This is a genomic window from Paenarthrobacter aurescens (assembly GCF_041549525.1).
Taxonomy (GTDB): Bacteria; Actinomycetota; Actinomycetes; order Actinomycetales; family Micrococcaceae; genus Arthrobacter; species Arthrobacter aurescens.
Window position 1 is genome coordinate 2109797 of sequence record NZ_CP157456.1, and the last position, 25405, is coordinate 2135201.

At 61.7% G+C, this 25405-nt stretch carries 26 protein-coding genes and 1 pseudogene; 16 read left to right on the plus strand and 11 right to left on the minus strand.

What is annotated here, in order from left to right; genetic code table 11:
• Positions 1 to 135 precede the first annotated feature (135 nt).
• The 4 genes from ABI796_RS09745 to ABI796_RS09760 all read left to right on the plus strand — a co-directional run bounded on the left by ABI796_RS09745 (position 136) and on the right by ABI796_RS09760 (position 4546).
• A complete protein-coding gene (locus ABI796_RS09745; RefSeq protein WP_141284109.1) occupies positions 136 to 516 on the plus strand; it encodes a peptidase inhibitor family I36 protein in 381 nt (126 codons plus the stop codon).
• Positions 517 to 655: 139 nt separating this feature from the next.
• Positions 656 to 1429: a hypothetical protein gene (locus ABI796_RS09750; protein WP_141284107.1), complete on the plus strand. Its 774-nt coding sequence runs from the start codon at positions 656 to 658 to the stop codon at positions 1427 to 1429.
• Positions 1416 to 2582, plus strand: coding sequence for a peptidoglycan-binding protein (locus ABI796_RS09755; protein WP_141284105.1), 1167 nt, complete (start codon positions 1416 to 1418; stop codon positions 2580 to 2582). Before ABI796_RS09750 ends, ABI796_RS09755 begins: the two co-directional genes overlap by 14 nt.
• Positions 2579 to 4546 (plus strand): ATP-binding cassette domain-containing protein, encoded by a 1968-nt coding sequence (locus ABI796_RS09760; RefSeq protein WP_141284103.1) that lies wholly within the window; start codon positions 2579 to 2581, stop codon positions 4544 to 4546. The genes ABI796_RS09755 and ABI796_RS09760 overlap by 4 nt, the downstream gene beginning before the upstream one ends.
• A 6-nt stretch (positions 4547 to 4552) precedes the next feature.
• On the opposite strand, the gene ABI796_RS09765 is transcribed toward ABI796_RS09760, so the two are convergent.
• Genes ABI796_RS09765 through ABI796_RS09775 form a run of 3 tightly spaced genes read right to left on the minus strand, consistent with a single transcriptional unit; the run spans position 4553 to position 7272 of the window.
• Entirely contained in the window at positions 4553 to 5497 is a 945-nt protein-coding gene (locus ABI796_RS09765) for a heme A synthase (protein WP_141284101.1), read from the minus strand.
• A 48-nt stretch (positions 5498 to 5545) separates the two neighbouring features.
• Positions 5546 to 6310, minus strand: coding sequence for an ABC transporter permease (locus ABI796_RS09770; RefSeq protein WP_141284099.1), 765 nt, complete (start codon positions 6308 to 6310; stop codon positions 5546 to 5548).
• A complete protein-coding gene (locus tag ABI796_RS09775) occupies positions 6307 to 7272 on the minus strand; it encodes an ABC transporter ATP-binding protein (RefSeq protein WP_141284097.1) in 966 nt (321 codons plus the stop codon). Before ABI796_RS09775 ends, ABI796_RS09770 begins: the two co-directional genes overlap by 4 nt.
• Positions 7273 to 7381: 109 nt before the next feature.
• Here ABI796_RS09775 and ABI796_RS09780 point away from each other — a divergent pair, with 109 nt between their 5' ends.
• The 7 genes from ABI796_RS09780 to ABI796_RS09810 all read left to right on the plus strand — a co-directional run bounded on the left by ABI796_RS09780 (position 7382) and on the right by ABI796_RS09810 (position 13712).
• Positions 7382 to 8203, plus strand: a complete 822-nt coding sequence (locus ABI796_RS09780; RefSeq protein ID WP_141284095.1) for a helix-turn-helix transcriptional regulator — start codon at positions 7382 to 7384, stop codon at positions 8201 to 8203.
• Positions 8203 to 9666, plus strand: a complete 1464-nt coding sequence (gene sufB / locus ABI796_RS09785; protein WP_011774792.1) for a Fe-S cluster assembly protein SufB — start codon at positions 8203 to 8205, stop codon at positions 9664 to 9666. Before ABI796_RS09780 ends, sufB begins: the two co-directional genes overlap by 1 nt.
• 2 nt (positions 9667 to 9668) lie before the next feature.
• The gene (sufD, locus tag ABI796_RS09790; protein ID WP_141284093.1) at positions 9669 to 10982 is read left to right on the plus strand and encodes a Fe-S cluster assembly protein SufD; all 1314 of its coding nucleotides are present in this window, start codon (positions 9669 to 9671) and stop codon (positions 10980 to 10982) included.
• 22 nt (positions 10983 to 11004) lie between these two features.
• Positions 11005 to 11361 carry a non-heme iron oxygenase ferredoxin subunit gene (locus ABI796_RS09795; protein WP_141284091.1) on the plus strand — a complete coding sequence of 119 codons (357 nt, stop codon included), beginning with the start codon at positions 11005 to 11007 and terminating at the stop codon, positions 11359 to 11361.
• Positions 11362 to 11403: 42 nt separating this feature from the next.
• Positions 11404 to 12189, plus strand: a complete 786-nt coding sequence (sufC, locus tag ABI796_RS09800; RefSeq protein ID WP_011774795.1) for a Fe-S cluster assembly ATPase SufC — start codon at positions 11404 to 11406, stop codon at positions 12187 to 12189.
• A 13-nt stretch (positions 12190 to 12202) separates the two neighbouring features.
• Complete coding sequence (locus ABI796_RS09805; protein WP_141284089.1) at positions 12203 to 12535, plus strand: metal-sulfur cluster assembly factor; 333 nt, start codon at positions 12203 to 12205, stop codon at positions 12533 to 12535.
• 286 nt (positions 12536 to 12821) lie between these two features.
• Entirely contained in the window at positions 12822 to 13712 is an 891-nt protein-coding gene (locus ABI796_RS09810) for a hypothetical protein (RefSeq protein WP_141284087.1), read from the plus strand.
• Positions 13713 to 13813: 101 nt separating this feature from the next.
• On the opposite strand, the gene ABI796_RS09815 is transcribed toward ABI796_RS09810, so the two are convergent.
• Positions 13814 to 14716 carry a neutral zinc metallopeptidase gene (locus ABI796_RS09815; RefSeq protein ID WP_141284085.1) on the minus strand — a complete coding sequence of 301 codons (903 nt, stop codon included), beginning with the start codon at positions 14714 to 14716 and terminating at the stop codon, positions 13814 to 13816.
• A gap of 61 nt (positions 14717 to 14777) precedes the next feature.
• On the opposite strand from ABI796_RS09815, the gene ABI796_RS09820 reads away from it, so the two are divergent.
• Positions 14778 to 16169, plus strand: a complete 1392-nt coding sequence (locus ABI796_RS09820; RefSeq protein ID WP_141284083.1) for a class I adenylate-forming enzyme family protein — start codon at positions 14778 to 14780, stop codon at positions 16167 to 16169.
• Positions 16141 to 17382, plus strand: a complete 1242-nt coding sequence (locus ABI796_RS09825) for a thiolase family protein (RefSeq protein WP_141284081.1) — start codon at positions 16141 to 16143, stop codon at positions 17380 to 17382. The genes ABI796_RS09820 and ABI796_RS09825 overlap by 29 nt, the downstream gene beginning before the upstream one ends.
• A gap of 13 nt (positions 17383 to 17395) precedes the next feature.
• Here ABI796_RS09825 and ABI796_RS09830 read toward each other — a convergent pair whose 3' ends face one another.
• From ABI796_RS09830 to ABI796_RS09840, 3 genes and pseudogenes are all read right to left on the minus strand, one after another.
• Positions 17396 to 18022: an energy-coupling factor transporter transmembrane protein EcfT gene (locus ABI796_RS09830; protein WP_141284079.1), complete on the minus strand. Its 627-nt coding sequence runs from the start codon at positions 18020 to 18022 to the stop codon at positions 17396 to 17398.
• Positions 18019 to 18675: pseudogene (locus tag ABI796_RS09835) on the minus strand (energy-coupling factor ABC transporter ATP-binding protein); the annotation flags it as partial. The pseudogene ABI796_RS09835 and the gene ABI796_RS09830, both read right to left, overlap by 4 nt.
• Before the next feature lie 99 nt (positions 18676 to 18774).
• Positions 18775 to 19404, minus strand: a complete 630-nt coding sequence (locus tag ABI796_RS09840) for a biotin transporter BioY (RefSeq protein ID WP_141284075.1) — start codon at positions 19402 to 19404, stop codon at positions 18775 to 18777.
• A gap of 275 nt (positions 19405 to 19679) precedes the next feature.
• Between ABI796_RS09840 and ABI796_RS09845 the strand changes: the two genes are divergently transcribed.
• Positions 19680 to 21278, plus strand: a complete 1599-nt coding sequence (locus tag ABI796_RS09845) for an ABC-F family ATP-binding cassette domain-containing protein (RefSeq protein ID WP_141284073.1) — start codon at positions 19680 to 19682, stop codon at positions 21276 to 21278.
• A gap of 57 nt (positions 21279 to 21335) precedes the next feature.
• On the opposite strand, the gene ABI796_RS09850 is transcribed toward ABI796_RS09845, so the two are convergent.
• From ABI796_RS09850 to ABI796_RS09865, 4 genes are read right to left on the minus strand one after another with little or no spacing between them, the layout of a single operon-like run.
• Positions 21336 to 21821, minus strand: a complete 486-nt coding sequence (locus ABI796_RS09850; protein WP_141284071.1) for a YbaK/EbsC family protein — start codon at positions 21819 to 21821, stop codon at positions 21336 to 21338.
• A complete protein-coding gene (locus ABI796_RS09855) occupies positions 21805 to 22671 on the minus strand; it encodes an SURF1 family protein (RefSeq protein WP_141284069.1) in 867 nt (288 codons plus the stop codon). The genes ABI796_RS09850 and ABI796_RS09855 overlap by 17 nt, the downstream gene beginning before the upstream one ends.
• Positions 22672 to 22947, minus strand: a complete 276-nt coding sequence (locus ABI796_RS09860) for a hypothetical protein (RefSeq protein ID WP_141284067.1) — start codon at positions 22945 to 22947, stop codon at positions 22672 to 22674.
• Positions 22944 to 23444 (minus strand): DUF3099 domain-containing protein, encoded by a 501-nt coding sequence (locus tag ABI796_RS09865; RefSeq protein WP_141284065.1) that lies wholly within the window; start codon positions 23442 to 23444, stop codon positions 22944 to 22946. The genes ABI796_RS09860 and ABI796_RS09865 overlap by 4 nt, the downstream gene beginning before the upstream one ends.
• A 154-nt stretch (positions 23445 to 23598) precedes the next feature.
• Here ABI796_RS09865 and ABI796_RS09870 point away from each other — a divergent pair, with 154 nt between their 5' ends.
• Positions 23599 to 24324, plus strand: a complete 726-nt coding sequence (locus ABI796_RS09870) for a beta-ketoacyl-ACP reductase (protein ID WP_141284064.1) — start codon at positions 23599 to 23601, stop codon at positions 24322 to 24324.
• A gap of 116 nt (positions 24325 to 24440) precedes the next feature.
• Positions 24441 to 25193 (plus strand): SDR family oxidoreductase, encoded by a 753-nt coding sequence (locus ABI796_RS09875; protein WP_141284062.1) that lies wholly within the window; start codon positions 24441 to 24443, stop codon positions 25191 to 25193.
• Positions 25194 to 25405 lie beyond the last annotated feature (212 nt).

Below are 25405 nucleotides of genomic sequence, written 5' to 3' on the forward strand. Positions count from 1 at the left end.
TTGGGGCTTTAGGCACCTAATTCTTGCCGGAACGCTACCTAATTCGCGGCTAACGCGTCTAGGTGCTGATGTCCAACCCTTAGTGTCCGTGATGGGACAGAGCCGTCCCGCCTCGCACGAACTTAGGGGATACTCATGAAAAACTTCTTGCGCACCGCCGGAGTGTTGGCAGTTGCTTCAGCCTCGGTACTGACCGGTGTAACCGCAGCCCAGGCCGCCCCGGCATGCTCCACCGCACAGGTATGTCTGTACGACAACTATTGGTTCACAGGAACCGTACGATCCTTCGGTTGGGTTACGTACAACGTTGGCGTCGCAGCTAATGACAGGGCGAGTTCATTGGTGGTTGGGCCACCGGCCGATGCACTCTCGCCGTACGTGTACTTGTACGAAGATCACAACTTTGCCGGCCACGGCATCATCTTCAAGGCTGGCAACGCCGTGAATGACCTACGGGGCAACTACATGGAAGCAGGCCGGAACTGGGACGACGAAACAACCAGCGTCTGGGGCTGAGTCATTGCGATCCGCAATAGAGTTTCTGTCGGCTGCTCGCAGTGCCGCGGTGATGCTGGTTATCGCCTGCGTCGCGGCGGCCTGCTCATCACCGGGCGCCGACGCCGCTGCACCGATTCCAACGCGCAGCCTTCCCGCCGTGGACCGTGCACTTGGAGCCGGGGCCCGGGCTGCCCTCAATGAGGACACCGGGGAGGTGGTGCTCCCCATGAGTGCTTACTGGTACTCGGACCGTGAGAACGTTCTGGTCAACTACGCGGTGGCGTTCCTTATCTATGACTGCGTTGAGGAGGCCGGTTTCACGCTGGCGCCGTGGGGAGGTGACGGGAAGGCTCTGCAGGAGCGCAGGTACGGACAATGGTCGGGGACGCTGGCCGCGAAGAACGGAAATATGCCGGAAGTCCGCAGCATTCCTGGCTTGATGCCTGCACCGGCGGAACGTACCGCCCCGAGCCCAGAACGCGAGCGGGCAGAGGCGAAGTGCAGCAACACCGTGGGGCGTGCCGGTTTCCCGGAACTCCTTGAAGGCTTGGCGGGTGATCTGTCTGTCCAGCAACAGATTACTCAGGACGCCGTGGGGCTCACGGCCCGTGACCCTGAATATCTTGCGTATCGCGAGTCCTGGCAGCGGTGCCTGACCGACAAGGGACTGAAGCTGAGGGACGGTGATACCTGGATTGTCGAGTCGGGTGGCTCCAAGGAGGACGAAATCCGCGTTGCCTTACTCGACGTTGACTGTAAGGACTCCAGCGGGGGTGCCAGAAAACCGTATGACATCCTCGCCCAGTACCAAGCGGCCCTGATGAAGGAGCATCAAGCCGAACTTAACGTTGTGGCTGAACAAAAGACGGCCGCGGTTGAGCGGGCCAAGCAGGTTCTTCGCGATCACGGCGTGGCCGATGCCCGGCTTTGAGTTGAACCGCAGCGACCGCGCCATGCGGCGGGTACCCCGCTGGTGGCTTTTACTGGTGGCCATGGCCTTGGTGACATCCAGTTTAATCGTGGCCTTCCGGGCTGGCACCCTGGTTGCTGCGGTGGCCACGTCCCACCAGGATGTAACTGCCGCGATTCCCGTCTCCGCCACCGTTGAACTTCGCTCAGTGGCCCGGCAAGTCACGCTTGCCGGAGTGGTGACAGCCGGGAGGACGTCCCCTGTCACTGCCAGCCTGACAGACGGTATAGACAGGTTGATTCTCACCTCCACGCCCAAGGCACTGGGAGATTTTGTGGAGCCGGGTGAATTGCTCGCCGTCGTTTCCGGGCGCCCCCTGCTCGTGATGCCGGCCAGCGTTCCGCTATACAGGGACATCATCCCGGGTGACTCCGGACCAGACGTGCGGGCACTTCAGACGGCGTTGGCAGGCCTTGGGCTTGCGGTGAAGACCAACGGCACCTTTGACCAGCAGACACAACAAGCGCTGAAAACCTGGTACGAGAATGCAGGCTTCCCAGCCCCGGTTCCGCCGGCTTCGTCTCCAACCGGGTCAAACAACAAGTCAGGGGCCAACGCCGCACCTGCCGCTATGGTCCGCTGGCGGGATTTCGTCCAGGTGCCCGGTGACACCGGCAGAATAGCCTCCATCGCCGGGACTGGCACGGTCCTGCCCGAGGACGGCGTCGTCGCGCAGATTTCCGTCTCCGAGGACACTATCGTCGCCAGGGCAGATGTCCTCCAAGCAGAGAGCTTCGCCGTGGGAACGGCAGTCACCCTTAGAGCAGGAGCACTTGAGGTGAAAACCACGGTGACGTCGGTTAGCGGGTTCGCCGAGGGCGACAGCAGCAGCAATGTCATGCCGGGAATGGACATCACAGCGTCTATCCCCCCGGGTACCACTGGCTTGGCTCCGCAGCAATCTGTCACGGTGACGGCCGGGAACGCACCGGCGGAGACGCTCGCGGTGCCGCTGATCGCCATCCGACAGGAAATGGGCGTCGCCTACGTCGAGGTAGCCGGAGAAGCTGGTCCGCACCGGGTTGACGTTACCGTGACAGCGCAGGCTGATGGCTGGGCTGCAGTCGACACTGTGGAAGGCCTGGACGTGGGAGTCAAGGTGATGCTGCCGTGAGCGGGAAGCCAACAGACCAGCACCTCCTTGAACCCAAATCCCCTGGACCCCTCATCTCCCTGCGAAATGTCAGCCGCGGATTTCCTGGCACCAAAGCCCTGGCCGGGGTGCACCTCGACATCTACCAGGGCGAGTTCCTGGCCATTGTGGGGCCTTCGGGGTCCGGCAAGTCAACGCTTCTAAACGTTCTGGGACTTTTGGACACACCCACCGCGGGCTCGTACTTAATCCATGGGAACGAAGTTGGGGAGGTCCCGGCCGCTCACCGGGCGTCACTCCGCGCACGCGTATTCGGCTTCGTGTTCCAAGAAGCGCATATGGTTGGACGCGATGCGGCCGCCCGGAACGCCGTGCTGGGGCTGCGGGCACGCGGAGTTGCTTGGAAAGAGCAGAAACGGCTGGTCACTCCGATACTACGGAGATTCGGCTTGGAGGATTGCGCCGCTACCCCCGCTGCGATGCTATCCGGTGGCGAGCGGCAACGCCTGGCGATCGCAAGGGCCGTCATTGGTTCTCCTGATGTGATTCTTGCCGATGAGCCCACCGGAAGCCTGGACACTGCCAATGGGCAAGTAGTCGTTGAGCACCTCCGCGAGCTCCAGCTGACTGGGACCACTGTTGTCATGGTCACCCACGATCCCGCCATTGCAGCTACCGCGGACAGAATCGTTACCATGCGGGATGGCGAGATCGTAGGGGATACAGGCCGTATCGTCCACGCACACGACGACGCGGACGAGCAGACTTATGTTGACGAGGACCGACCAAAACTGCTCCGCCGGCCTCGCGATGAAATCATCGACCTCACGGCTGACGCGCTCTCCGCCCTGACAACCCGCCCGGCCAAGGCGCTGCTTTTGGTGCTTGCCTTCCTTCTCGGCTGCGGCGGCCTGGTTGCAGCGGTCGGGCTCAGTGAAAGTGCTGCGGTCAAGGTTTCCGGGCGCATAGACGCGGCATCCAACGATGAAGTGAGGGCTACCAGGGACGAAGGATATGTCTCATGGGAGCAGGTGGCTACGGACCTGGCGGGGTCAAGGCTGTTGTCCGGGGTCATTGACGCAGGAGTTGTGGCCGATCTCCCAGTTACAGAAGCACAACCGTCGACTTTCCGTCCGGGCTCTGTGCCGGAAGCACCCGCTTTCAGTGGTGCGGTCCGCGTCGCCGATGCCGCTTACCTTCGGCTACAGGGCGCCGTTGTCTCAACCGGCGACACTGCTTTGCTGGACAATTCATTCGGGGCCCCGGTGGCGATGCTCGGCCTCGGCGCCGCACGCCAACTGGGCGTCGCAAAGCCGGGACCCGGCGTCGTAATCTGGCTCTACGGCCAGCCAGTGCCAGTGGCAGGAATCATCGATGACCCGGGACGAGACCCCGTCCTGGAAGGCTCTATTGTGCTTGGCGTTGGGTCCTGCCCCATCATGACAACCAACGTGGCTGCGACCCTGGTCCTGAGAACACAGCTCGGCGTGCCTGCGGCCATAGCGGAAGTCCTGCCTAAAGCCCTCAGCGCGGCGGCAACCGAAGCAATCGAGGTGCAGACCGTTGCTGACCTAAGGCATCTCCAACACGGAATAAACACGGACCTCGGCCGGATGGTAGCGATCGTTTCGGTGGTCTTACTCGTTATTGCCAGTCTTAGCGCCGGTACCACCATGTACGTTGGGGTACTCGCGAGGTCCCAGGAGATCGCACTCAGGCTCGCGCTGGGAATGCGGAAGAGCGCTTTGGCATCCATGTTCCTCATGGAAGGAGCCGTAGTGGGTACACTGGGCGGCATTGCCGGGGCAGCCCTGGGCTTAGGCGCAGCGCTTGCATACGCCACAAGCGAGGGCTGGGCCCCGGTGGTCCCGGCAACTGCGGCAATCTGGGGTATAGGAGCTGGGCTACTGAGCGGCCTTCTCTCCGCGGTCTATCCAGCGGCAGTGGCGTCGCGATCCAACCCTGCCCAACTCATCCGGGCCTAGAGGAAGCTAGTTTGCCGGGCTGTGCTTCGCTATGTCAGCCGCGTTGGTGGCTGCGCTCATCAGGACAGCGGCACCGAACATGTGTGCACCCACCAACAGAGCCGGGATGCCGTTGTAGTACTGGGTAAAGCCTATGACAGCCTGCAGCAGGGTCACGCCCAGCAGCAAGTAGGCCGCCGTCCGGAAGGGACCGCGGATCTTGTGGCGGAACACCAAGTACACCGCGAGGAGTGTTCCAGCGGTAATGAGGTAGGCCGGTACTGCGTGGATGTGTGAGAAAAGGTCCCAGTCGAGGTCGTTGCGGGGCGCATCCGCGTCTCCGGCGTGTGGCCCGGCGCCCGTCACGACGACGCCCAGCATCACTGAAAGGGCCGAGAAGACTGCAACAGCGAGCATCAAAGGGCGGGCCACCGGCGGAAGGGACGGCAGGGTGCGGTTCATGAAGCGGCCGGTTCGCCCGTAAGCCCTGTTAACAAGGAGTGTTGCGAAGACCACCAGGGCCATGGAGACGAGGAAATGCAATCCCACAACCCAAGGGTTAAGGCCGGACAGCACTGTGATTCCGCCAATGATCGCTTGAGCCGGGATGCTGGCAAGGAGGCCCAAGGCGAGCATGAAGAGATCGCGACGCTCTTTGCGAAGGTTCCACAAGTACACCAACATCATTGCCGCGACAGCGGCCAGAGCAAAGGTCAGAAGTCTGTTGCCGAATTCAATGAACCCATGAATGCCCATCTCCGGGGTGTTCACCAACGAGTCGCTGGTGCAGCGTGGCCAGGTGGGGCAGCCCAGGCCCGAAGCGGTGAGCCTCACTGCACCGCCGGTTACTACCAGGACTGTCTGCCCTATGAGTGAGAGCAATGCCAGACGGCGGACAGCCTTGTTGACCTCAGTGGGCAACTTGGAGGTCAGTCGCTGGACGGTTTTGGGTAGGCGCGATGCCGTGCTCACAGTTTTCTCACTTCTCAGTTCTGCATGGGTGATGGGTGCCTGGCTGAATTAGTTCCACTTGAACCACCGGATGGCGGCGGCGCCGGCCACCAGGGTCCACAGCAGGAGGATTAGAACGGCGGGGAATGGAACGACGCCCAACAGGAAAGCATCCCGAAGCGCTTGTCCCAAGGCCCCGGAAGGGAGGAATTGGACGATGCCCTGAAGCAATCCGGGCAAACGTTCTGCCGGGACCACTATGCCGCCCAAGGCCCCAAGGAGGATCCACAACAGATTGGTGATCGCCAAAGTAGCTTCGGGTCGTACTGTGCCGGCTACCAGCAGGCCGAGTGCAGTAAAAGCAGCAGCACCGAGAACCAGCAGGCCGAGCCCGGGAAGCCAGGCCTCCGGCCGGGGTTGCCATCCCAGCAGGCCTGCAACTGCGCCCACTACCAGTACCTGGAAAAGGAGGACAACAAGCACGGCGAGAATCTTGCCTGCGATCAGTCCGCCCCGGCCAAGGGGTGTGGTGGACAGGAAACGGAGAACTCCGTAGCGCCGGTCAAAGCCTGTGGCGATTCCTTGGCCCGTGAAGGCCGTGGACATGGCACACAGCGCGAGAATCCCGGGGGTGGCGAGGTCCACCCGGGAACCGCCGAGTCCGTCCAGCAGTGGCGTGACAGCGAGGCCAACCAGTGCCATGAGGGGAAGAACTATGGCGAGGATCAGCTGCTCACCGTTGCGCAGCATGGTGATGGTTTCATACCGCCCTTGCTGGATGATCCTGCGGGGCAGCGATGCCGGTCCGGCGTTGGGGGAGAGGAGCTTGCTCATCGGAGGTCCCTTCCGGAAATGTCCAGGAATACGTCTTCCAGGCTGCGGGCTTCCAACCGGAGCGAGGCGGGCATGATGTTCCGTTCTGCCCACCAAGCGGTCAGTGCCGCCAGATCATTCGGCGTGATCGCACCGGTGATCGCATAGCTTCCGGAGCGTGTCTCGGTCAGCTGGAGGCCCGGCCCCAAAGCGCCGGCAAAATCGAGTCCGGCAGGTGCGTCAAAGTACAGCGTCCTGTCAGTGATGGCAGAGTCTGCGGAATGATCATGCCGGAGCAGTTCGGCGACTGTTCCCTCCACCACATTGTGGCCGGCATCGATGATGTAGACGTAGTCCGCCAAGCGCTCCGCGTCATCCATCAGGTGGGTTGTCAGCACAATTCCCATTCCGGCGTCCCTGAGCTCGGCAATGAGCTCAAAGACCATCTGCCTCGACTGCGGGTCCAATCCTGCACTGGGCTCGTCAAGGAAGAGGATTTCAGGATTTCCCACCAGCGCTGCAGCCAGCGCGAGCCGCTGTTTCTGACCGCCCGAAAGCCGGCGCACGCTGGTACGGCTGAACTGGTTGATTCCCAGCCGTTCCACCAGGTCGTCTACGTTCATGGGCTTCTGGTACATGCCGGCGACGTGCCGCAGCAGCGGGATCGGGCGGGCCGACGGCGGGAGGCCGCCGTCCTGGAGCATCACCCCTACGCGGGACCTCAAGTCGGCACCAGCGGTATCCGGGTCCCCGCCCAGCAGGGAGATGCTGCCGCCCGTTCGCTTCTGCAGGCCCTGAGCGCATTCCAGAGTGGTGGTCTTACCGGCCCCGTTTGCTCCCAACAGGGCAGTCACTTGGCCGCGTTCAGCCACAAGGGACAGCCCGCTGACCACCCTGAGCATTTTGCCGTCAAGGGAGGCCAGGGGGCCTACATCCTTAATGAGTCCGTCTATGGTGAGGACAGGGGAATCGGGGGATCGCACCAGAGTATTCTACGGGAAGTAGTACGGTCACACTTGGCGGCTTGCTAAGGTCAGTCTTGCCTTACTGGATGCATGAAACAAATTACGACATGATTATGTTGTGTATTCCATGAGCAGTCCAACTTCCATGCCCTCAACACGGCATGCTGCAGCGGCAGAGGCATTCGTTGCCCCGCCTGCGCTGCCGGACGCGGATGACCGCACCAGGGACCGCGTCCTGAGCGCAGTTCTTGAAAACGGCCCTGTGAGCGCCGCGGAACTCGGCGATCTTCTGGGCTTCACGCCGGCTGCTGTCCGCCGTCACCTTGACCACCTGGAGCGCAGCGGCGTGATCGAGGTCAAGCGTGTGGCCAAGGCCGGTTCCGGCGCGGGCCGTCCCGCGCGCCGTTACGTCCTGAGTTCCCAGGGGCAATCGACCCTTGGCGACGACTACCTGAACATTGCCAGCTCCGCGCTCCGTCGCCTCCAGGAACTCGCTGGCGAAGAAGCAGTCCGCGAATATGCGGAGGAACGCTTCTCCGACATGGAACGGCGCTACGCCCCCGAAGTTGAGGCCGCCGGGGAGGACATCACCGCGCGCGCCATGGCACTTTCCAAGGCCCTCAGCCGCGATCGTTTTGTAGCCTCCGCACATTCAATTGAGGCCAAGGCTCCGTTGCCCGCTGCACTGTCCAGCGTCCAGCTATGCCAAGGCCACTGCCCTATTCAGCGGCTCGCCGCAGAGTTTCCGGTGTTTTGCGATACAGAGACCAAAGTCTTTTCGCGTTTGGTAGGCGTTGATGTCCGGCGTCTTTCCACGCTCGCTCAAGGCGGACATGTTTGCACCACCCATATACCTACCGGGCGCCCGGCTGCCACGGCATCTTCGGATGCCGCAGAGCAGTCCGGGAACCCGTACCAGGAATCAAACAACCAGCAAGGAAGGCCGTGATGACGGACCAAATAGCAGAGAAAGCGGTAGCTGACGGCACTGTGATCTCGGAGATTCTGGAGAAGAATCCCGAACTGCACGGTATCGGAAACTACGAGTACGGCTGGGCCGACAAGAACGACGTCGGCGCCAACGCCCGTCGTGGCCTCAACGAGGAGGTCGTCCGCGATATCTCCTCGAAGAAGAACGAGCCGGAATGGATGCTCGATCTGCGGCTCAAGGGCCTGAAGTACTTCGACCGCAAGCCCATGCCTACCTGGGGTGCAGACCTCTCAGGCATTGACTTCGACAACATCAAGTACTTTGTGCGTTCCACCGAGAAGCAGGCGGCAACGTGGGAAGACCTTCCCGAAGACATCCGGAACACCTACGAGAAACTGGGCATCCCGGAAGCTGAGCGCAGCCGCCTCGTCTCGGGTGTCGCAGCCCAGTACGAGTCCGAGGTTGTCTACCACCAGATCCGTGAGGACCTCGAAGCCCAGGGTGTCATCTTCCTGGACACCGACACCGCACTGCGCGAGCACCCGGAGATCTTCCAGGAGTACTTCGGCACCATCATCCCGGTGGGCGACAACAAGTTTGCGTCACTGAACACGGCCGTATGGTCCGGCGGATCGTTCGTGTATGTGCCCAAGGGCGTGCACGTGGACATCCCGCTCCAGGCTTACTTCCGTATCAACACCGAGAACATGGGCCAGTTCGAGCGCACGCTGATCATCGCCGATGAGGACTCTTACGTTCACTACATCGAAGGCTGCACGGCTCCGATCTACACCTCGGACTCACTGCACTCCGCTGTTGTGGAGATCATCGTGAAGAAGGGCGCGCGCGTCCGCTACACCACCATCCAGAACTGGTCCACCAACGTGTATAACCTGGTGACCAAACGCGCCATCTGTGAAGAGGGCGCCACCATGGAGTGGATCGATGGCAACATCGGTTCCAAGGTGACCATGAAGTACCCGGCCGTCTACCTCGTTGGCGAGCACGCCAAGGGCGAGACCCTGTCCATCGCTTTCGCCGGCGAAGGCCAGCACCAGGACACCGGCTCCAAGATGGTTCACATTGCACCGAACACCAAGAGCTCCATCATCTCCAAGTCCGTGGCCCGCGGCGGCGGACGCGCAGCTTACCGTGGCCTGGTCCAGGTCCGTGAAGGTGCCAAGCACTCGGCAAACACAGTCCGCTGTGATGCACTGCTGGTGGACACCATTTCCCGTTCGGACACGTACCCGTACATCGACATCCGTGAGGATGACGTTGTCATGGGCCACGAGGCCACCGTTTCACGCGTCAGCGAAGAGCAGCTCTTCTATCTGATGTCCCGCGGCATGCCCGAGGACGAGGCCATGGCCATGATCGTGCGCGGCTTCATCGAGCCGATCGCCCGTGAACTGCCCATGGAATACGCTCTTGAGCTGAACCGCCTGATTGAACTGCAGATGGAAGGGTCCGTCGGTTAACAATGACTGATATCACTACTGAAAAGGCGCGCATCGGCGCGCCCTCGGCCCAGCCGTTTATCAACGGCTTCACCGAGGAAGGCGAGAACCTTTCGCCCGTCAACACCGGAACGAACACCAGCACGACGTCGGAGCAGCCTTCTGCTGGTCCGCTCGCCGGGGCTTCGGCCAAGAGCCACTCACACGGTGGCGGCGAGGGTGTTCCGGACAGCTCCCGTGCGGGCCGTTTGACTTCGTACAAGCTGGCGGACTTCAAGCCGTTGAACGGCCTTGAGGAAGATTGGCGCTTCACGCCGCTGAAGCGACTGCGTGGTCTCCACACGGATGTCCTCAACGGCGCAGCTCCGGCTGTCAGCGTTACCGCACCGGCCGGCGTCGTTGTTGAAACCGTTGGCCGCGATGACAAGCGCATTGGCCAGGCGGGCATCCCGGAGGACCTCGTTTCGGCCAACGCGTGGGAAAACTTCACCGAGGCCACTGTGGTGACCGTACCGGCTGAGTTGCAGGCCGAGAGCGAAGTTTCCGTCCTGGTCACCGGCGCTGGAGAGGCTCCGTCCGCCCAGCACATCGTGATTGTGGCAGAACGCTTCTCCAAGGCCGTTGTGGTCCTGGACCACCAAGGCTCCGCAGTGGTTTCCCAGAACGTGGAGATCATTGTGGAGGACGGTGCTGAACTGACCGTCGTCTCCTTGCAGGAATGGGCAGACAACGCAGTTCACGCGTCATCGCAGCAGGCCAGGATCGGCCGCGATGCCAAATTCAAGCACATCGTGGTCAGCCTTGGCGGCGACCTCATTCGTGTCACACCGTCCACGCGCTTCACGGCTCCGGGCGCCGACGTCGAAATGTTTGGACTGTACTTCGCAGACGCCGGGCAGCACCTTGAGCAGCGCCTGTTTGTTGACCATGCAGTGGCCAACTGCAAGTCGCGGGTTCTCTACAAGGGTGCTCTTCAGGGCCGCAACGCCCACAGCGTGTGGGTTGGCGACGTCCTGATCCGCAAGGAAGCAGAAGGTACGGACACCTACGAGGCAAACCGCAACCTGGTCCTCACGGACGGTGCACGCGCGGACTCTGTTCCCAACCTTGAAATCGAAACCGGTTTGATTGAGGGTGCGGGCCACGCCAGCGCCACCGGACGTTTCGATGACGAGCACCTGTTCTACCTCATGGCCCGCGGCATCCCGGAAAAGGTAGCCCGCCGTCTGGTGGTCCGAGGCTTCCTCAACGAGATCATTCAGCAGATCAAGGTCCCGGCAATCGAAGATCGCCTGACCGCAGCTGTTGAGCGCGAACTCGCTGCGACCGACAACTAAGACAGGCCAGGCAGAGCAAACAATGAGTGAAGAAACCAAGGGCGAACTGGTATGCAACGCCAATGACATCCAGGTCAAGCAAGCGCTGCGTGTCCTGATTGATGACTACCCCGTAGCCATCGTCAAGGACTCGATGGGCGAGATCCACGCCATCGCCGATACCTGCTCGCACGCGGACATCTCATTGTCCGAGGGTGAGGTTGAAGGCTGCGCGATTGAATGCTGGGGACACGGTTCCCAGTTTGACCTCCGCAGCGGACAGCCCCTCCAGCTGCCTGCTTATGACCCCGTCCCTGTTTTCGCCGTCACCATCGACGGAGACGACGTTTACGTGGACGTGACCAACGTTGTGAACGGCGCCTCGGTAGATAACTACTAAGCGCCCAGTACCGCCAGACTTACGAACGAAAGAAAGAAGAGCATGTCAACTCTTGAAATCAAGGACCTGCACGTCAGCATCGAGACGGAACAGGGCACCAAGGAGATCCTGAAGGGCGTCAGCCTCACCATCAAGACCGGTGAAACGCACGCCATCATGGGCCCCAACGGTTCGGGCAAGTCCACCCTTGCTTCCACCATCGCAGGACACCCGCGCTACAACGTCACCAGCGGAACCATCACGCTGGACGGCGAAGACGTGCTGGAAATGAGCGTCGACGAGCGCGCCCGTGCAGGCGTCTTCCTGGCCATGCAGTACCCGGTAGAGGTTCCCGGTGTCACCATGACCAACTTCCTGCGCACCGCCAAGACTGCAATCGACGGCGAAGCACCGGCCCTGCGTACCTGGACCAAGGACGTCAAGGCTGCCATGCAGCAGCTTCGCATCGACGCCGACTTCGCCCAGCGCAATGTCAACGAAGGTTTCTCCGGCGGTGAGAAGAAGCGCGTTGAAATCCTTCAGCTCGAGCTCTTCAAGCCGAAGTTCGCCATTCTTGACGAGACTGACTCCGGCCTTGACGTGGATGCGTTGAAGGTTGTCTCCGAGGGCGTCAACCGCGCCCACGAAGAGGGCAACATGGGCACGCTGCTCATCACCCACTACACCCGCATTCTGCGCTACATCAAACCGGACTTCGTTCACGTGTTCGTTGACGGCAAGGTTGTTGAAGAGGGCGGCCCCGAGCTGGCCGACCGTCTTGAAGAAGAGGGCTACGACCGCTACGCTCCAGGCGCCGGCGTTGCCGTTGCTCCTGCTGTGCAGGCCTAGTTAGGATCGTTCCATGACCGAAATCAACGCGGCGCGAACCAGCCTCGAGGACGTCGAGGAAGCGCTCAAGGACGTCATTGACCCCGAACTTGGCGTCAATGTAGTGGACTTGGGCCTCCTGTACGGACTCAAGTACTCCGACGACGACGGCGCGCTCCTGATCGACATGACACTGACCACTGCGGCCTGCCCGCTGACGGACGTGCTTGAAGAGCAGGTGGGCAAGTCCCTCGACGGCGTGGTTGATGACTGGCGCCTGAACTGGGTATGGATGCCGCCATGGGGTCCTGAGCGGATCACCGATGACGGCAAGGACCAGATGCGGGCCCTCGGCTTCAACATCTGATTAGGAGTTTTACGCTCGCTTCGGCGGGAAAAGGAAGGGTTCCGGGCTTATGGCCGGGAACCCTTCCTTTTTTGATTCAAAGCTCTTCCGGGCAGGGTTGAACGCGTCGACTCAGGCCCTACCGTGACAATCCGCCGCCGAGTAGGATACGGCTATCCGAGGCGCTGTTTTCTGCATCCCTGGAGCAATGCCTCCAGGGGGGTGGCAACGTCTACTGGCTGGGGAGTGGCCGTGCGGGAGCGCGTCCGGGTGCTGTAATAACTACTCGTCGATCAGAGGCACTCCCATGAAAGCGAAATTCGCAATACCAAGTGCTATTGCCATTGTCACTGCAGGTCTGCTCGCCCCGCCTGCATCTGCCGCGCCCCCAGCGGGTTCCCAGCTCTCAGGAGCCATCTTCACCACCAACGGGTCTGGTGTCCCCGTAAATCTCAACATCTATGACTCCAAGGAGGACGTGTATCTCAACGGCGGACCCGGCATCAACGCTCCTGACGATGCTGCAGGGTTGCCCGCCGGAAACTACTACTTCCAAGTCACCGATCCCTCCGGCAAAACGCTGCTATCCACCGATGACATCAGCTGCCGCGAACTCACGGTCAACAGTTCGGGTGTTTTCGAAGACGTCGTACCGGCCGGCGGCTGCGAGCATGCAACGGGAACGGACGGAGAGGATGGCGGCGCAACGATTCAGCTTTTCCCGTTCGCTGATACCCCAAACAACGGCGGAGTCTACAAAGTGTGGGTTACGCCGGTGGACAGGTATGACTGCACGGCGCCGGGCAACAAGCAGTGTTTTGTCCCGCGATACAGCAAGGTTGACAACTTCAAGGTCCGCAACCCCTTGATTGTCGAGATCGATGTTCGCTTCTTCAAGAACGGCACAGCGCTGGATGGATATGCCGCTGAGTGGACTGATACCAACGGCGCGCACAACATCAAATTCTCTGAGTGGAATCCGGCAGTGCTGGCGTATCACGAAGCCCATTTTGAGGCGACGGAGCAGGGCACGCACAACATCAAGGTCTCTAGCCAGCCCGGCTGCGGACTTGGAGCGGTGTATGGCCCGGATGGATCCCTGGCAAAGATCAAGGGCAGCAGCGCCGTAGTCGCCGTCACTGTGGCCGACCATCGGGAGGGCGATTACACCTACCGTGTAGACGTCACCTGCAAGTAAGGGACGGCCCCCAGAGAGCCTGATTCCACCAACCGGCCCGGAACTCGTTGGAGAGCCGGGCCGGTCGGTCGCGTGGCCGGGATTCCCGATCGACGGATCGCCTAGGGCGCAGCCACACCGAACGTGTCGCACTTGTTGATGTCGCCTGTGGTGTAGCCCTGGTAGAACCATTTCTGGCGTTGTTCGCTGGAACCATGGGTCCATGATTCAGGAGAGACGCGGCCGGTTGCTGCTTCCTGGATACGGTCATCTCCCACCGCGGAAGCGGCGGAAAGCGCATCCTGCAGGTCTTGCTGGGTCAGGGGATCGAGGAATGGTTTGCCGCTGGCATCGGTTTGCGTCGTAGCGTGGCGTACCCAGAGTCCCGCATAGCAGTCAGCCTGGAGTTCAATCCGCACTGCACCGGATTGGGGGCCTTGCGGGTCTTGTTGGGCCTGGTCCAGGTTTCCCAGGATGTTCTGGACATGGTGCCCGAATTCATGCGCCACTACATACTCTTGAGCCAGAGGGCCGCCGGAGGAGCCAAAGCGGGTTACCAGTTCATCGAAGAAGCCCGGGTCAAAATAGGCCGTAGTGTCTGCCGGGCAGTAGAAGGGGCCTACGGCACTGGTGGCCGCACCGCATCCGGTGTTGGTGGCCTCACTGAAGATGACCGTCTTTGGCCGCGGGTACTGGACGTTGTAGTCCGCAAGGTAGTCGGGCCAGAATGCATTGAGGCTGTTGACAGTTCCGGTGATCCGGCAGTCCAGGCGTTTGTCGGCGTCGGCTCCGGTTTGGCATTCCTGGACACCGCCGGCGGCCGGGCTGCCACCGACGCCGGGTGGCTGGCTACCGGGCCCCGTCAGGTCTCCAAGAATGTTGGGATTGATACCAAAGAGCGCCAGCAACAGCACCACGATCCCGCCGCCGATACCACCGCCGATCTTTGTCCCGCGGCCCATGCCGCTGCCGCGTCGGTCCTCCACCTGGGAGGGATCAAGCTGTGCGCCGTCATTGAAACTCATACAGTCAGAATAGACGTCACTTTTGGTGCCTGGTGCCGGACACTGCCGTAAAATTGCTGGGATGCCATTCCTGGACAAACTTCAGCTCTGGGCCGAGGAGCGCCCCCATCACACCGCCGTGGTGGTGGGCAGCAACCGGCTCACCTGGGCCGGACTCCGCGACGCCGCGGCCGGCCTGGTGGGTGACGCCCCTGCCACCACTGTTTTGGCTGAGCCCAACTCTGTGCGCTTCATTGAACGTTTTGCGGCCGCTGTCGCGGGTGAGCGGCGCTGCGCCGTCCTGGACCCGGAATGGCCTGCCCCCATGATCGAAGAAGTTTCCTCGCGCGTCCTCCAAGCGTCCACGCCGGCAGAGAACGAACTGGCGGACGGGGACGCATCGAGCACGTTCCTGATCGGCCTCACGTCCGGGACCACGTCCGTGCCCAAAGCCTTCACCAGGTCCCGCCGTTCCTGGCAGGTTTCCTTCGACGCTTCCATAGAGTTTTTTGGGCTCTCACAGGATGACCGGACCCTTGCACCGGGTCCGTTGTCGGCCAGCCTGAACCTTTATGCCCTTTCAGAGTGCCTCTATGCCGGCGCAGCATTCCACACCCTTGAAGCCTTCGACGTCGGCGACGCCCATGCAGCCATCAGCCATGACGGCATCACCCGTCTTGTGCTGGCTCCCACCACGTTGCGTTTGCTCAGCGAGAGGGGACTGGCCGGAGACGTCGATGCTTCCGGCATCCGGAGCATCATCTGTGCCGGTTCCAAATTGGACGCCCGCACCTTGGAGGCAGCCAGGCGCTGGGCTCCCCGTGCGGCCATCTTCGAGTACTACGGGGCCTCGGAATTGAGCTTTGTTTCCGGCACCCGGTTGGCGGCCGGGGAACCGTTGGATGCCGGTGGCACCGGAATCGGATTGCCTTTTCCCGGGGTTGAGCTGAACATTCTTGATGATGCCGGACGTTCCCTTCCCGACGGTGAGCACGGAAATATCAGTGTCCGCAGTGGAATGGTCAGCAACGGCTACCTGTGGGGCGATGACGGGCAGGCTTTGCGTTGCGTGGACGGCTGGTACACCGTGGGCGACCAAGGCTTTCTGGAAAACGGAACCCTTCATATCCTGGGCAGGCGCTCGGACATGATCATCACCTCGGGAAAGAACGTCTACCCGCACGAGGTTGAGCTTGCCGTCGCATCCATCCCGGGCGTGGACGTTGCGGTTGCTGCCGGAGCGCCGGACGAGATTCGCGGCCAAAAGGTGATCGCCGGCGTCGTTCCTTCATGTGGCGCGGTCACTGCCACCCAGCTCCGGACGGGCTTGGACGGTTTGCTGGCTCGCGACAAGTGGCCGGTGCAGTACTACGTTTTGTCTGAACTGCCCATGACGGACCGCGGCAAAGTCAGCAGGAAAGTGCTTCTGGACTGGATCAAGAACCATGACCCCCGGGCACAAGTCCTTGGGTAACAGCAAACGCCTGGGCAGCCGTTCCGGGTTATTCGGTCAATCCGATGAGTCACGGCAGCCAGTGATCATTGCCGCGCTGCGGACTCCGATTTGCCGGGCAAATGGTCAGTTGAAGCATCTGCGCGCCCCGGACCTTCTTGCACCGGTGCTGGCTTCCCTGGTGGACACGTCAGGTGTGAACGCTGCGGACGTGGAGGATGTCATGGTGGGGAACGCTGTGGGCGGCGGCGGCAACGTGGCACGCTTCGCCGCGCTTCTGGCTGGCCTGCCCATCACCGTTCCAGGCATCACTGTTGACCGCCAGTGCGGATCGGGCCTTGACGCCATTGCCCTGGCCTCCCGGCTGGTGGCGGCAGGCGGTGATCCGCTGTTTCTGGCCGGCGGCGTTGAAAGCATCAGTACCGCGCCGGCCCGGGCCAACAGAAACGACGACGGCGGCCTCGACTTCTACTCCAGGGCCACGTTTGTGCCTCCACAGTTCGGGGACCCGGACATGGGTGTTGCAGCCGAGAACGTCGCCCGGGAATTCGGCGTCACCCGTCAAAGGCAGGACGAGTACGCGTTGCGGAGCCATCAACGAGCGGTCGAGGCCGCCGCAGGTGGGGTTTTTACAGATGAAACTGTCCCGCTGCAGGGCCTGGAGAAAATGGTGGAGTCGGACGACGGCCCCAGGGCTTCACTGCACGCCGGTCTCATGGCGAGGTTCCCGCCGGCGTTCGTCGCCGGTGGCTCAGTGACCGCAGCGAACTCCTGCTTTGACGCTGACGCGGCGTCCGCCGTCGTCGTGACGTCGCTGAAACGGGCCCGCGCCCTGGGCGCGATGGACGGTCTGCTGGTGCTGGGGTGCGACACCGCCGGTGTTGATCCGGAACTCCTTGGTATTGGGGCCGCTCATGCGGCGGAACGTGTTCTGGATCGCCACAAACTGGCAGGGGCAGGGATTGATCTGGTGGAGTTCAACGAGGCGTTCGCTTCCCAGACCATTGCATGCCTGGAGTATCTGGGCATTGATCCTCAGAGAGCCAACCTCGAGGGCGGAGCACTTGCCTTGGGCCATGGCTACGGAGCCTCCGGCGCTGTGCTGGTGACCCGGCTGCTGGCTCAGGCACGCAGCGGGTACACAGCGGCGGGCGAGAACCCGCTGGCATTGGCAATGATCAGCAGCGCTGGAGGCATGGGAACCGCAGCCCTCCTGCAGTACTCACGGCTTTAATTCCCATCTCGGATCAGTCCCGCTCCGGCTCACCCAGTCCGCGGGCTGCCAAAGCGTCACCGGTCTGACGGGCATAGGCCACAGTGGTGATGAAGACCGGAAGTACCAGTGCGCGCGGATTACGTTCAAGTCCCCGTGCCCGCACTGAGTCCCGCACGTCAGAGAATGCACCGGCAATAAACGGGATGCTCCTGAGCATGACGGCGATGGTCAAAGCGAAGCGTTCGGGATCGGCCCCGAAACGCCGGAACGGTTTTGCCAGAGCCACCACACCGTCCAGCAGGTCCTGCACGGGAGTGGTCGCGGTCAATACAGACGCGGCCACCACACAGACCAGCACGTTCAGCACGATCCGCGCCGCAGTGGGCCCACCGAGTTGCCACCATTGAAAGAGTCCAATGACCACGAGGATGGGTGCCACCAACCAGATGGCGCGCAGCAGCCGGCGAAAGCCGGCTCCCGTGAGCATGAACAGCACGCACATGAGGACGAAAATCAGCAGCGACACCACCCAGTCCACAATGAGGAAGGACGCCGCTCCGCAGGCCGCTACCACCAGGAACTTCAGCCACAAGGGAGTCCTGTGGACGATTGAATTCCCACGGACGTAATTCGCGATCAGGAACCCATGGCCTCTCACCTGCTCGCCTCACCCAGCCGGGCACCAGGCAGGGGAGCGGCGCAAAGCGCGCGATACCGGGCGACGGCCTCAGCCGCCGAGCCGTCGAACACGATGCGTCCGGACTCCACCACCAGTACCCGGTCCATGTCCATTGCCAGTTCGAGGTCATGAGTGGACATGATGACCTGTTGGTCCAGGCCCGCCACTGTACGTCGCAGGAGTTCGCGGTTCCGGAGGTCCAGCAGGGTGGACGGTTCGTCCAGTACCAACACTGTGGGATCCACGGCCAAAACAGCGGCCAGAGCCAGCAACTGCCGTTCACCACCGGACAGTTCGTAAATGCTTTGATCAGCCAAGTGCAGCAGGCCGAAGCGGGCCAGGACCGCTTCGGCTTTGGCGGCACGCTCCCTGGAGTTCTTTACCGAGCGGCGCAAGGACAGCTCAACGTCTTCGCGCCCGGTAGGCATCACCAGCTGGGACAGGGGATCGGTGAAGACAAAACCCACATTGCCCCGTACCCGGCGGACGTCGGAAACAGCGCTGAGGCCATGGACTGTTACAGCGCCGTCGCTTGGTTCCACCAAACCATTGATGAGGCGCAGCAACGTGGACTTCCCGGAGCCGTTGGCACCGATCACGCCGATCCTGCGTTCGGAGAGGTCCAGGGAAAAATCGTGCAGCAGGGTTTTGGGGGTCTCGCTGCCATCGACTGCGACCCGCACCGAAACCCTGCTGAAACTGATGGCATTCATGAACTGATTGTTCCCGATTTACTTGACCCGGCGTACCAGTACATCCGGGAAGGCTTTGTGGATTGCCATGGCGATGATCACGGCCAGGACGTTCTTGATGATGTCGCCGGGGACAAAGGGGAGATCGGCGAGGAAGGCCTTGGTGAAGTCCAGCTTGGCATTGATCATCATGCCCAGCACGCCCAAGGCGTGGACCACCACAATGCTGCTGACCATGGTGGCTGCGAAGAGCCACAGTGAACGGAACTTTACCGTCCTGCGGATGACCACAGTTGCAAGGTAGCCAGTTGCGGCTGCCGCCAGCGGGAACGCGATGATGTACCCGGCTGAGGGCGTGGCAAGGATGCCCAAGCCGCTGCGTCCGCCGCTGAAGATCGGCAGCCCGGCGAAGCCAAGCAACACATAAAGCCCGACGGCGGCGAACCCTCGCCCGGCGCCCAGCACCAGGCCGCTGAGCATCACTGTCAGGGTCACCAAGGTGATGGGAACACCAAGGGCACCTACGGGGATTCCCGGGACGATCGCCGAGGCCGCCACCAGAGCCGCGAAAACTGCAATGAGGCCCAGGTCGGTGGCAGTCCAGCGTTTCCTTGAGGGCAGGGTGCGCGGAGGCGTGTCAGTGGAAGGTGAAGAGTTGATCTGGCTCATGACGGTCCTATCGGGTGAAAAGCGATGCGATGAATTTTCTTTGTTTCCCCTGTTTCGAGAGTACGGAGGGAACCCCGGCGGGATTTTGGAGTCTTTCCACAACGCGGGCAGGGAATTCTTTGGAGGTGGACACAGTTTTCCGTTTAACTGGCCGATGTCAGGCCTCGGCCTCTCTACCGGTAGACTTGAACAGGCTGTTCTCACAGCCGATCCCGCCGCACTTATCGGACCCACCGGTCCCCGCGAGCGTTCCCCATTGAAAGGCATCACCCGAATTGATTACCGTCCAGGACCTTGAACTCCGCGCCGGCGCACGCCTGCTCATGGACCAGGTCAACTTCAGGGTGGACAAAGGGGACAAGATTGGGCTCGTCGGACGTAACGGCGCCGGCAAGACCACCCTTACCCGGGTCCTCGCAGGCGAAGGTCTTCCAGCAGGCGGCAAGGTCACCCGCAGTGGTGAGATCGGCTACCTGCCGCAGGATCCACGCACCCCTGACATGGAACAGCTCGCGCGCGACCGCATCCTTTCGGCCAGGGGCCTGGATGTAGTGGTGGGCAAGCTTAAGAAAGCCCACGAGGACATGGCCAGCGATGACGCAGCAGTCCAGCGCAAGGCCATGAACCGCTATGACCGTTTGGAGGCTGAGTTCCTCTCCGGCGGCGGCTACGCAGCCGAAGCTGAAGCAGCAGCAATCTCCTCCAACCTCGCCCTGCCGGACCGTCTTTTGAACCAGCCCCTCAAGACCCTTTCCGGTGGCCAGCGCCGACGCGTTGAGTTGGCGCGCATTCTCTACTCCGACGCCGAGACCCTCCTGCTGGACGAGCCCACAAACCACCTCGACGCCGATTCCATCACCTGGTTGCGGGACTTCCTCAAGAACCATCAGGGTGGGCTGATCGTCATCAGCCACGATACCGATTTGCTTGAAGCCACGGTCAACAAGGTGTTCCTGTTGGACGCCAACCGTGCGCAGATCGACTACTACAACATGGACTGGAAGCGCTATTTGCTCCAGCGCGAAACGGATGAGCGCGCCCGGAAGCGCGAACGTGCCAACGCAGAAAAGAAGGCCCAGGTCCTCATCGACCAAGCCAACAAGATGCGCGCCAAGGCCACCAAGGCCGTGGCTGCCCAGAATATGGCCAAGCGTGCTGAACGCCTCCTGAGCGGTTTGGAAGCTGTGCGCGAGAACGACCGCGTGGCCGCCCTGCGCTTCCCGGACCCTTCACCCTGCGGCAAGACCCCGCTCACTGCAGAGGGTTTGAGCAAGTCCTACGGTTCCTTGGAGATCTTCACGGATGTGGATCTGGCAATCGACCGAGGCTCCAAAGTGGTTATTCTCGGCCTGAACGGTGCCGGTAAGACCACCCTCCTGCGCATGCTCGCCGGGGTAGACAAACCGGACACCGGAGACATCATCCCCGGCCACGGGCTCAAGGTGGGCTACTACGCCCAGGAGCATGAAACGCTCGACGTCGAACGCACGGTCCTCGAAAATATGCGATCTTCGGCTCCGGACATGAAGGACGCCGAAGTCCGTGGCATCCTGGGTTCATTCCTTTTCTCCGGTGATGACGTGGACAAGCCTGCCGGCGTTCTTTCCGGCGGTGAGAAGACCCGTTTGGCTTTGGCAACCATTGTGGCCTCCAGCGCCAACGTGCTGCTCCTGGATGAGCCCACCAACAACCTGGACCCCGCCAGCCGTGCCGAGATCCTGGGTGCACTGAAGAATTACAGTGGCGCTGTGGTGATGGTCAGCCACGACGAAGGTGCCGTGTCAGCGCTGAACCCGGAGCGCGTTGTGTTGCTCCCGGACGGCGTTGAAGACCACTGGAACGAGGACTACCTGGATCTCATCACGCTGGCGTAAGACTCGCTTGGCGGGCCGCTTCGCTCGCGATTGGATCACCCCCGCAGGCTGATGCAGCTAGCGGACTTGGAGTTCCTGGGCGTCGGTGATGGTCTTTAGTTCCTCGTAGCTGATGGAGAACATCGAGTTGTGATCTCCTGCACCCGCCCAGAGGACCGGGTGCGCTACGAGTGAGACGTCCAGAAGCGTCCTGATCTTTCGAGGGTGGCCCACTGGCGCTACTCCGCCTACTTCCTGGCCTGTGTGTTCCAGCACGAAGTCGGGTTTTGCGCGGCGGATTTTGCCGGTCCCCAGTTTCTCCGCCACGAGCCCCGTGTCCACTTTCGCCGCACCGCTGGCGAGGATAAGCAGTGGCTCGCCATCGAGTTCGAAAATCAGGCTGTTGGTAATCGCCGCAACATCGCAGCCCAACGCCGATGCTGCGGCGGCCGCTGTAGGGACCTTGTCCTCGAAGGTCCGAACGGTGTCCTCGGCGCCGGCGGCGGTCAATGCGGACCGCACGTTGAGCACCGGATCGTGAACCGGATCAGTAGCCTTGTGCATCCAGAATCGCGTCTTCCTCTTCTTCGGACGTGGGCCGCTTGTTTTTACGGGAGGCAGGAGCGCGCTTCGGGGGAGTACCTCCAGCGGCGAGAATCTGCTCGTCCTCTTCTTCCTCGGCATCAATCGCTGCATTGCGGGCCTGTTGCCGCGCCGCGTATCCGAACCCGATGAACATCAGGACGCCAAAGGCGAACCACTGCAGGGAGTAGGAGAGGTGCGTGCCCTCTTCAGTAGCTGGCTTGGGGAAGGGCGTGGGCATGGGCTGCACCGCAGGGCTTTCGCTGGCCAACTGTCCGTACGCACCTGTGGCGATTGGATAGGGGAGTTCTCCTGCGAAACTTGCGAGGTCAATGGAGGCCAGTTGACCGTCCACCGCTCCACGGTCCAACTTGGGTTCGGCGGGCTTCAGACGAGCCACCACCGTCACTTCGCCAGCCGGCGGGGCAGGAATAACGTCGGGCCGCCCTGGCGTGTTGTTGCCAATGGGCAACCACCCGCGGTCGATCACTACAGCTTCGCCCGTAGACAGCCTGAAAGGAACCACGACGTCGTAGCCCGGCTGGCCGTTCAGTGGCCGGTTGCGCACAACGCGCTGACCGTCGACGTCGTAGCTGCCGCGCAACTGGACCTGCGTCCACTCACGCTCAGGGTCCAGCTCGTTGAACTGATCCTTGATGTCCGCATAGGGGATGGGCGCGGCCGAGTAGTTGGTCACCACACGATTGATTTCCGCCAGCGTCTCAGCTCTGCGGTCCATCTGCCAGCGGCCCAGGAAGACACAGGCTGTGGCGAAAATAACAGCCAGCACGAAGTACCCCAGCCACTTGCTGGAGAACAGAAAACGGTACATTCAGCCGGCCTCATTCGCTGTTGCTTCACTGGCCGTGAACGGCACTGTTTCTTTCCAGAGGCCACGGGTCTGCAGGTAGTCCTCCAGCCAGTCCCGGTGTTCTCCGCACGACAACCACACTTTGCGGCGATCCGGTGTGTGGATTTTTGGGTTGTTCCACAGGAGCTGCCACTCTGCGCCGGCGCGGCACCCTTTGCGGGAGCACGTTGCCGCTCCCATGGTGCGCCCGGACCCGTCTCCGCCCGTACCGGTGGAGCCGAGGTTAAAGATGCTCATGAAGCCGCCCGTTCGTCGCCGGATTGTCCGGCATCGCTGACATGGCCTTTGCCGGGGCGTTCCGGGTCGGCCGGTGTTTCGTCATCATCCACCAATTCGCCTTGAAGCACCGTAGGGGTGTCATCAGGGGTTTCTTCCGGCTCAGGGGAGCGCTCCAATTCAGGGACGGCCACATAGTCCAGCAAGGAGTCACTGTGCTCCTCGGCTTTGTCGTTGCCGTTGGCTATGACCACAGCAATCCAGGGCAGGAACACAGCACCGGCAATGGCAATGATTTTGAACCAACCATCAACTACAAAGATCAGGATGATGCAGACCATGCGGATACCCATGGCCACTGCGTACTTGATCATGCGGTCACGCATGTCCTCGGAGTGCGCAGCGGCGGCATCTGTGATGCTGTGGACTTCGGGGTCGCCGGAAAAAGCGTCCGGTTCCCCGGGCACTTGCTGCAGGGGACTGTCTTCTCGTGTCACAACTGAATCATCACGCTCCAAAGGCCTTCCCCAATTCTCTCACCAAGGACCTACCCGCCCAAACCGCGGTGATGAGCGGTTACCCCCGGGTTCGAGCCACCGCCAGATAGGATCAACACAGCAAAATCCCTCCCTCATAGCGGCGCGATCACGCCGCGGAACCTGGAGCCACAGCATGTCTGAAGCAGTATCCACCGGCCGGAGCGTCCTCATCACCGGCGGCAACCGGGGCATCGGCCTCGCGATCGCCGAATCGTTCCTTGCCAACGGGGACAAAGTTGCAGTCACCTACCGTAGTGAATCAGAACTGCCTGAGGGCATCCTGGGCGTTAGGGCCGACGTCACGGATGAAGCATCAATCGACGCCGCGTTCAAGACGGTGGAAGAAGCCCACGGGCCGGTGGAGGTGCTGGTTGCCAACGCAGGCATCACCAAGGACACACTGCTGTTGCGTATGAGCGAGGACGATTTCACCTCTGTCCTGGACACTAACCTCACCGGCGCCTTCCGCGTCATCAAACGGGCTTCGAAGGGCATGATCCGTTTGCGCAAGGGCCGCGTGGTCCTCATCTCATCGGTTTCCGGCCTGTACGGCGCTCCGGGCCAGATCAACTACTCCGCTTCCAAGGCCGGCATGGTGGGCATCGCACGGTCGCTGACGCGCGAACTCGGAAGTCGCGGGATCACGGCCAACGTGGTTGCCCCGGGCTTCATCAACACGGACATGACCGCTGAACTGCCGCAGGACGTCCAGAAGACGTACTTGTCCAGTGTTCCTGCGGGACGCTTCGCCGAAGCTTCCGAGGTAGCAAATGTGGTGCGCTGGGTCGCCAGCGACGAGGCCGCCTACATCTCCGGCGCCGTTATTCCCGTGGATGGCGGCTTGGGGATGGGCCACTAGGCAACTAGCCTGCGCAACAGTTTTTGTTCGGGGGCTACAACGGATTTCCCGCGTGCCGCTGGCATGATGGAACCCGAGCCCACGGAATTTGGATGAAGTGAACAAAAGGAGCACGAATGGGAATGCTGGATGACAAGACCGCGATCGTGACGGGATCCTCCCGCGGAATCGGCGCGGAAGTTGCCAAGATCCTCGCGGGCGAGGGTGCCGCCGTCGTGGTCAACTACCGGCAGAAGGCGCCTCGCGCCAATAAGGTAGTGGCCGGGATCCAGGCAGCAGGCGGACGTGCTGCTGCAGTGGGCGCAGACCTCACCACCGATGAAGGCGTGCACGCACTGGCCAGCACGGCCATGGAAGAGTTCGGATCCCTCGACATTCTGGTACTCAATGCCTCCGGCGGCATGGAATCCGGCATGGAGGAAGGGTATGCACTCAAGCTGAACCGCGATGCCCAGGTCAACATGCTCAACGCGGCAGTGCCCCTCATGCCTGAGGGTTCACGGGTGGTCTTCGTCACCAGCCATCAGGCGCACTTTGTTGAGACCGTGCCCACCATGCCCGAGTACGAGCCCGTGGCGAAGAGCAAGCGCGCCGGTGAGGACGCCCTGCGCGCCCTCCTGCCGAACCTCGCTGAAAAGGGCATCTCCCTGGTGGTTGTGTCCGGCGATATGATCGAGGGCACCGTGACGGCTACTTTGCTTGACCGCTCCAACCCGGGAGCCATCGAGGCCCGCCGTGCAGAGGCCGGCAAGTTGTACTCCGTTGAGGAGTTCGCGGCCGAAGTTGCCAAGATGGTGACCGCCGACGTCGAATCCGGCCACACCGAATACGTGGGCGGCGCTGACTACTTCAATAAGACGTCCGAGTAGCCTCGCATACTGCTCCTGCAGTGGCCCGGGACATACGTCCCGGGCCACTGCTGCTTTAACGGGCCAGCTCCAAATGACGATTCCATAAATTATTCGCATTTTCGCGTCACGAAATTGGATTTGTTGTTTCGGCTTTACCATTTTGCATTAACAGTTTTCATCTGATTGACTCTCAAAGGCCGCCTCGTCCGCTGTTTATGTGGCCGCACAAC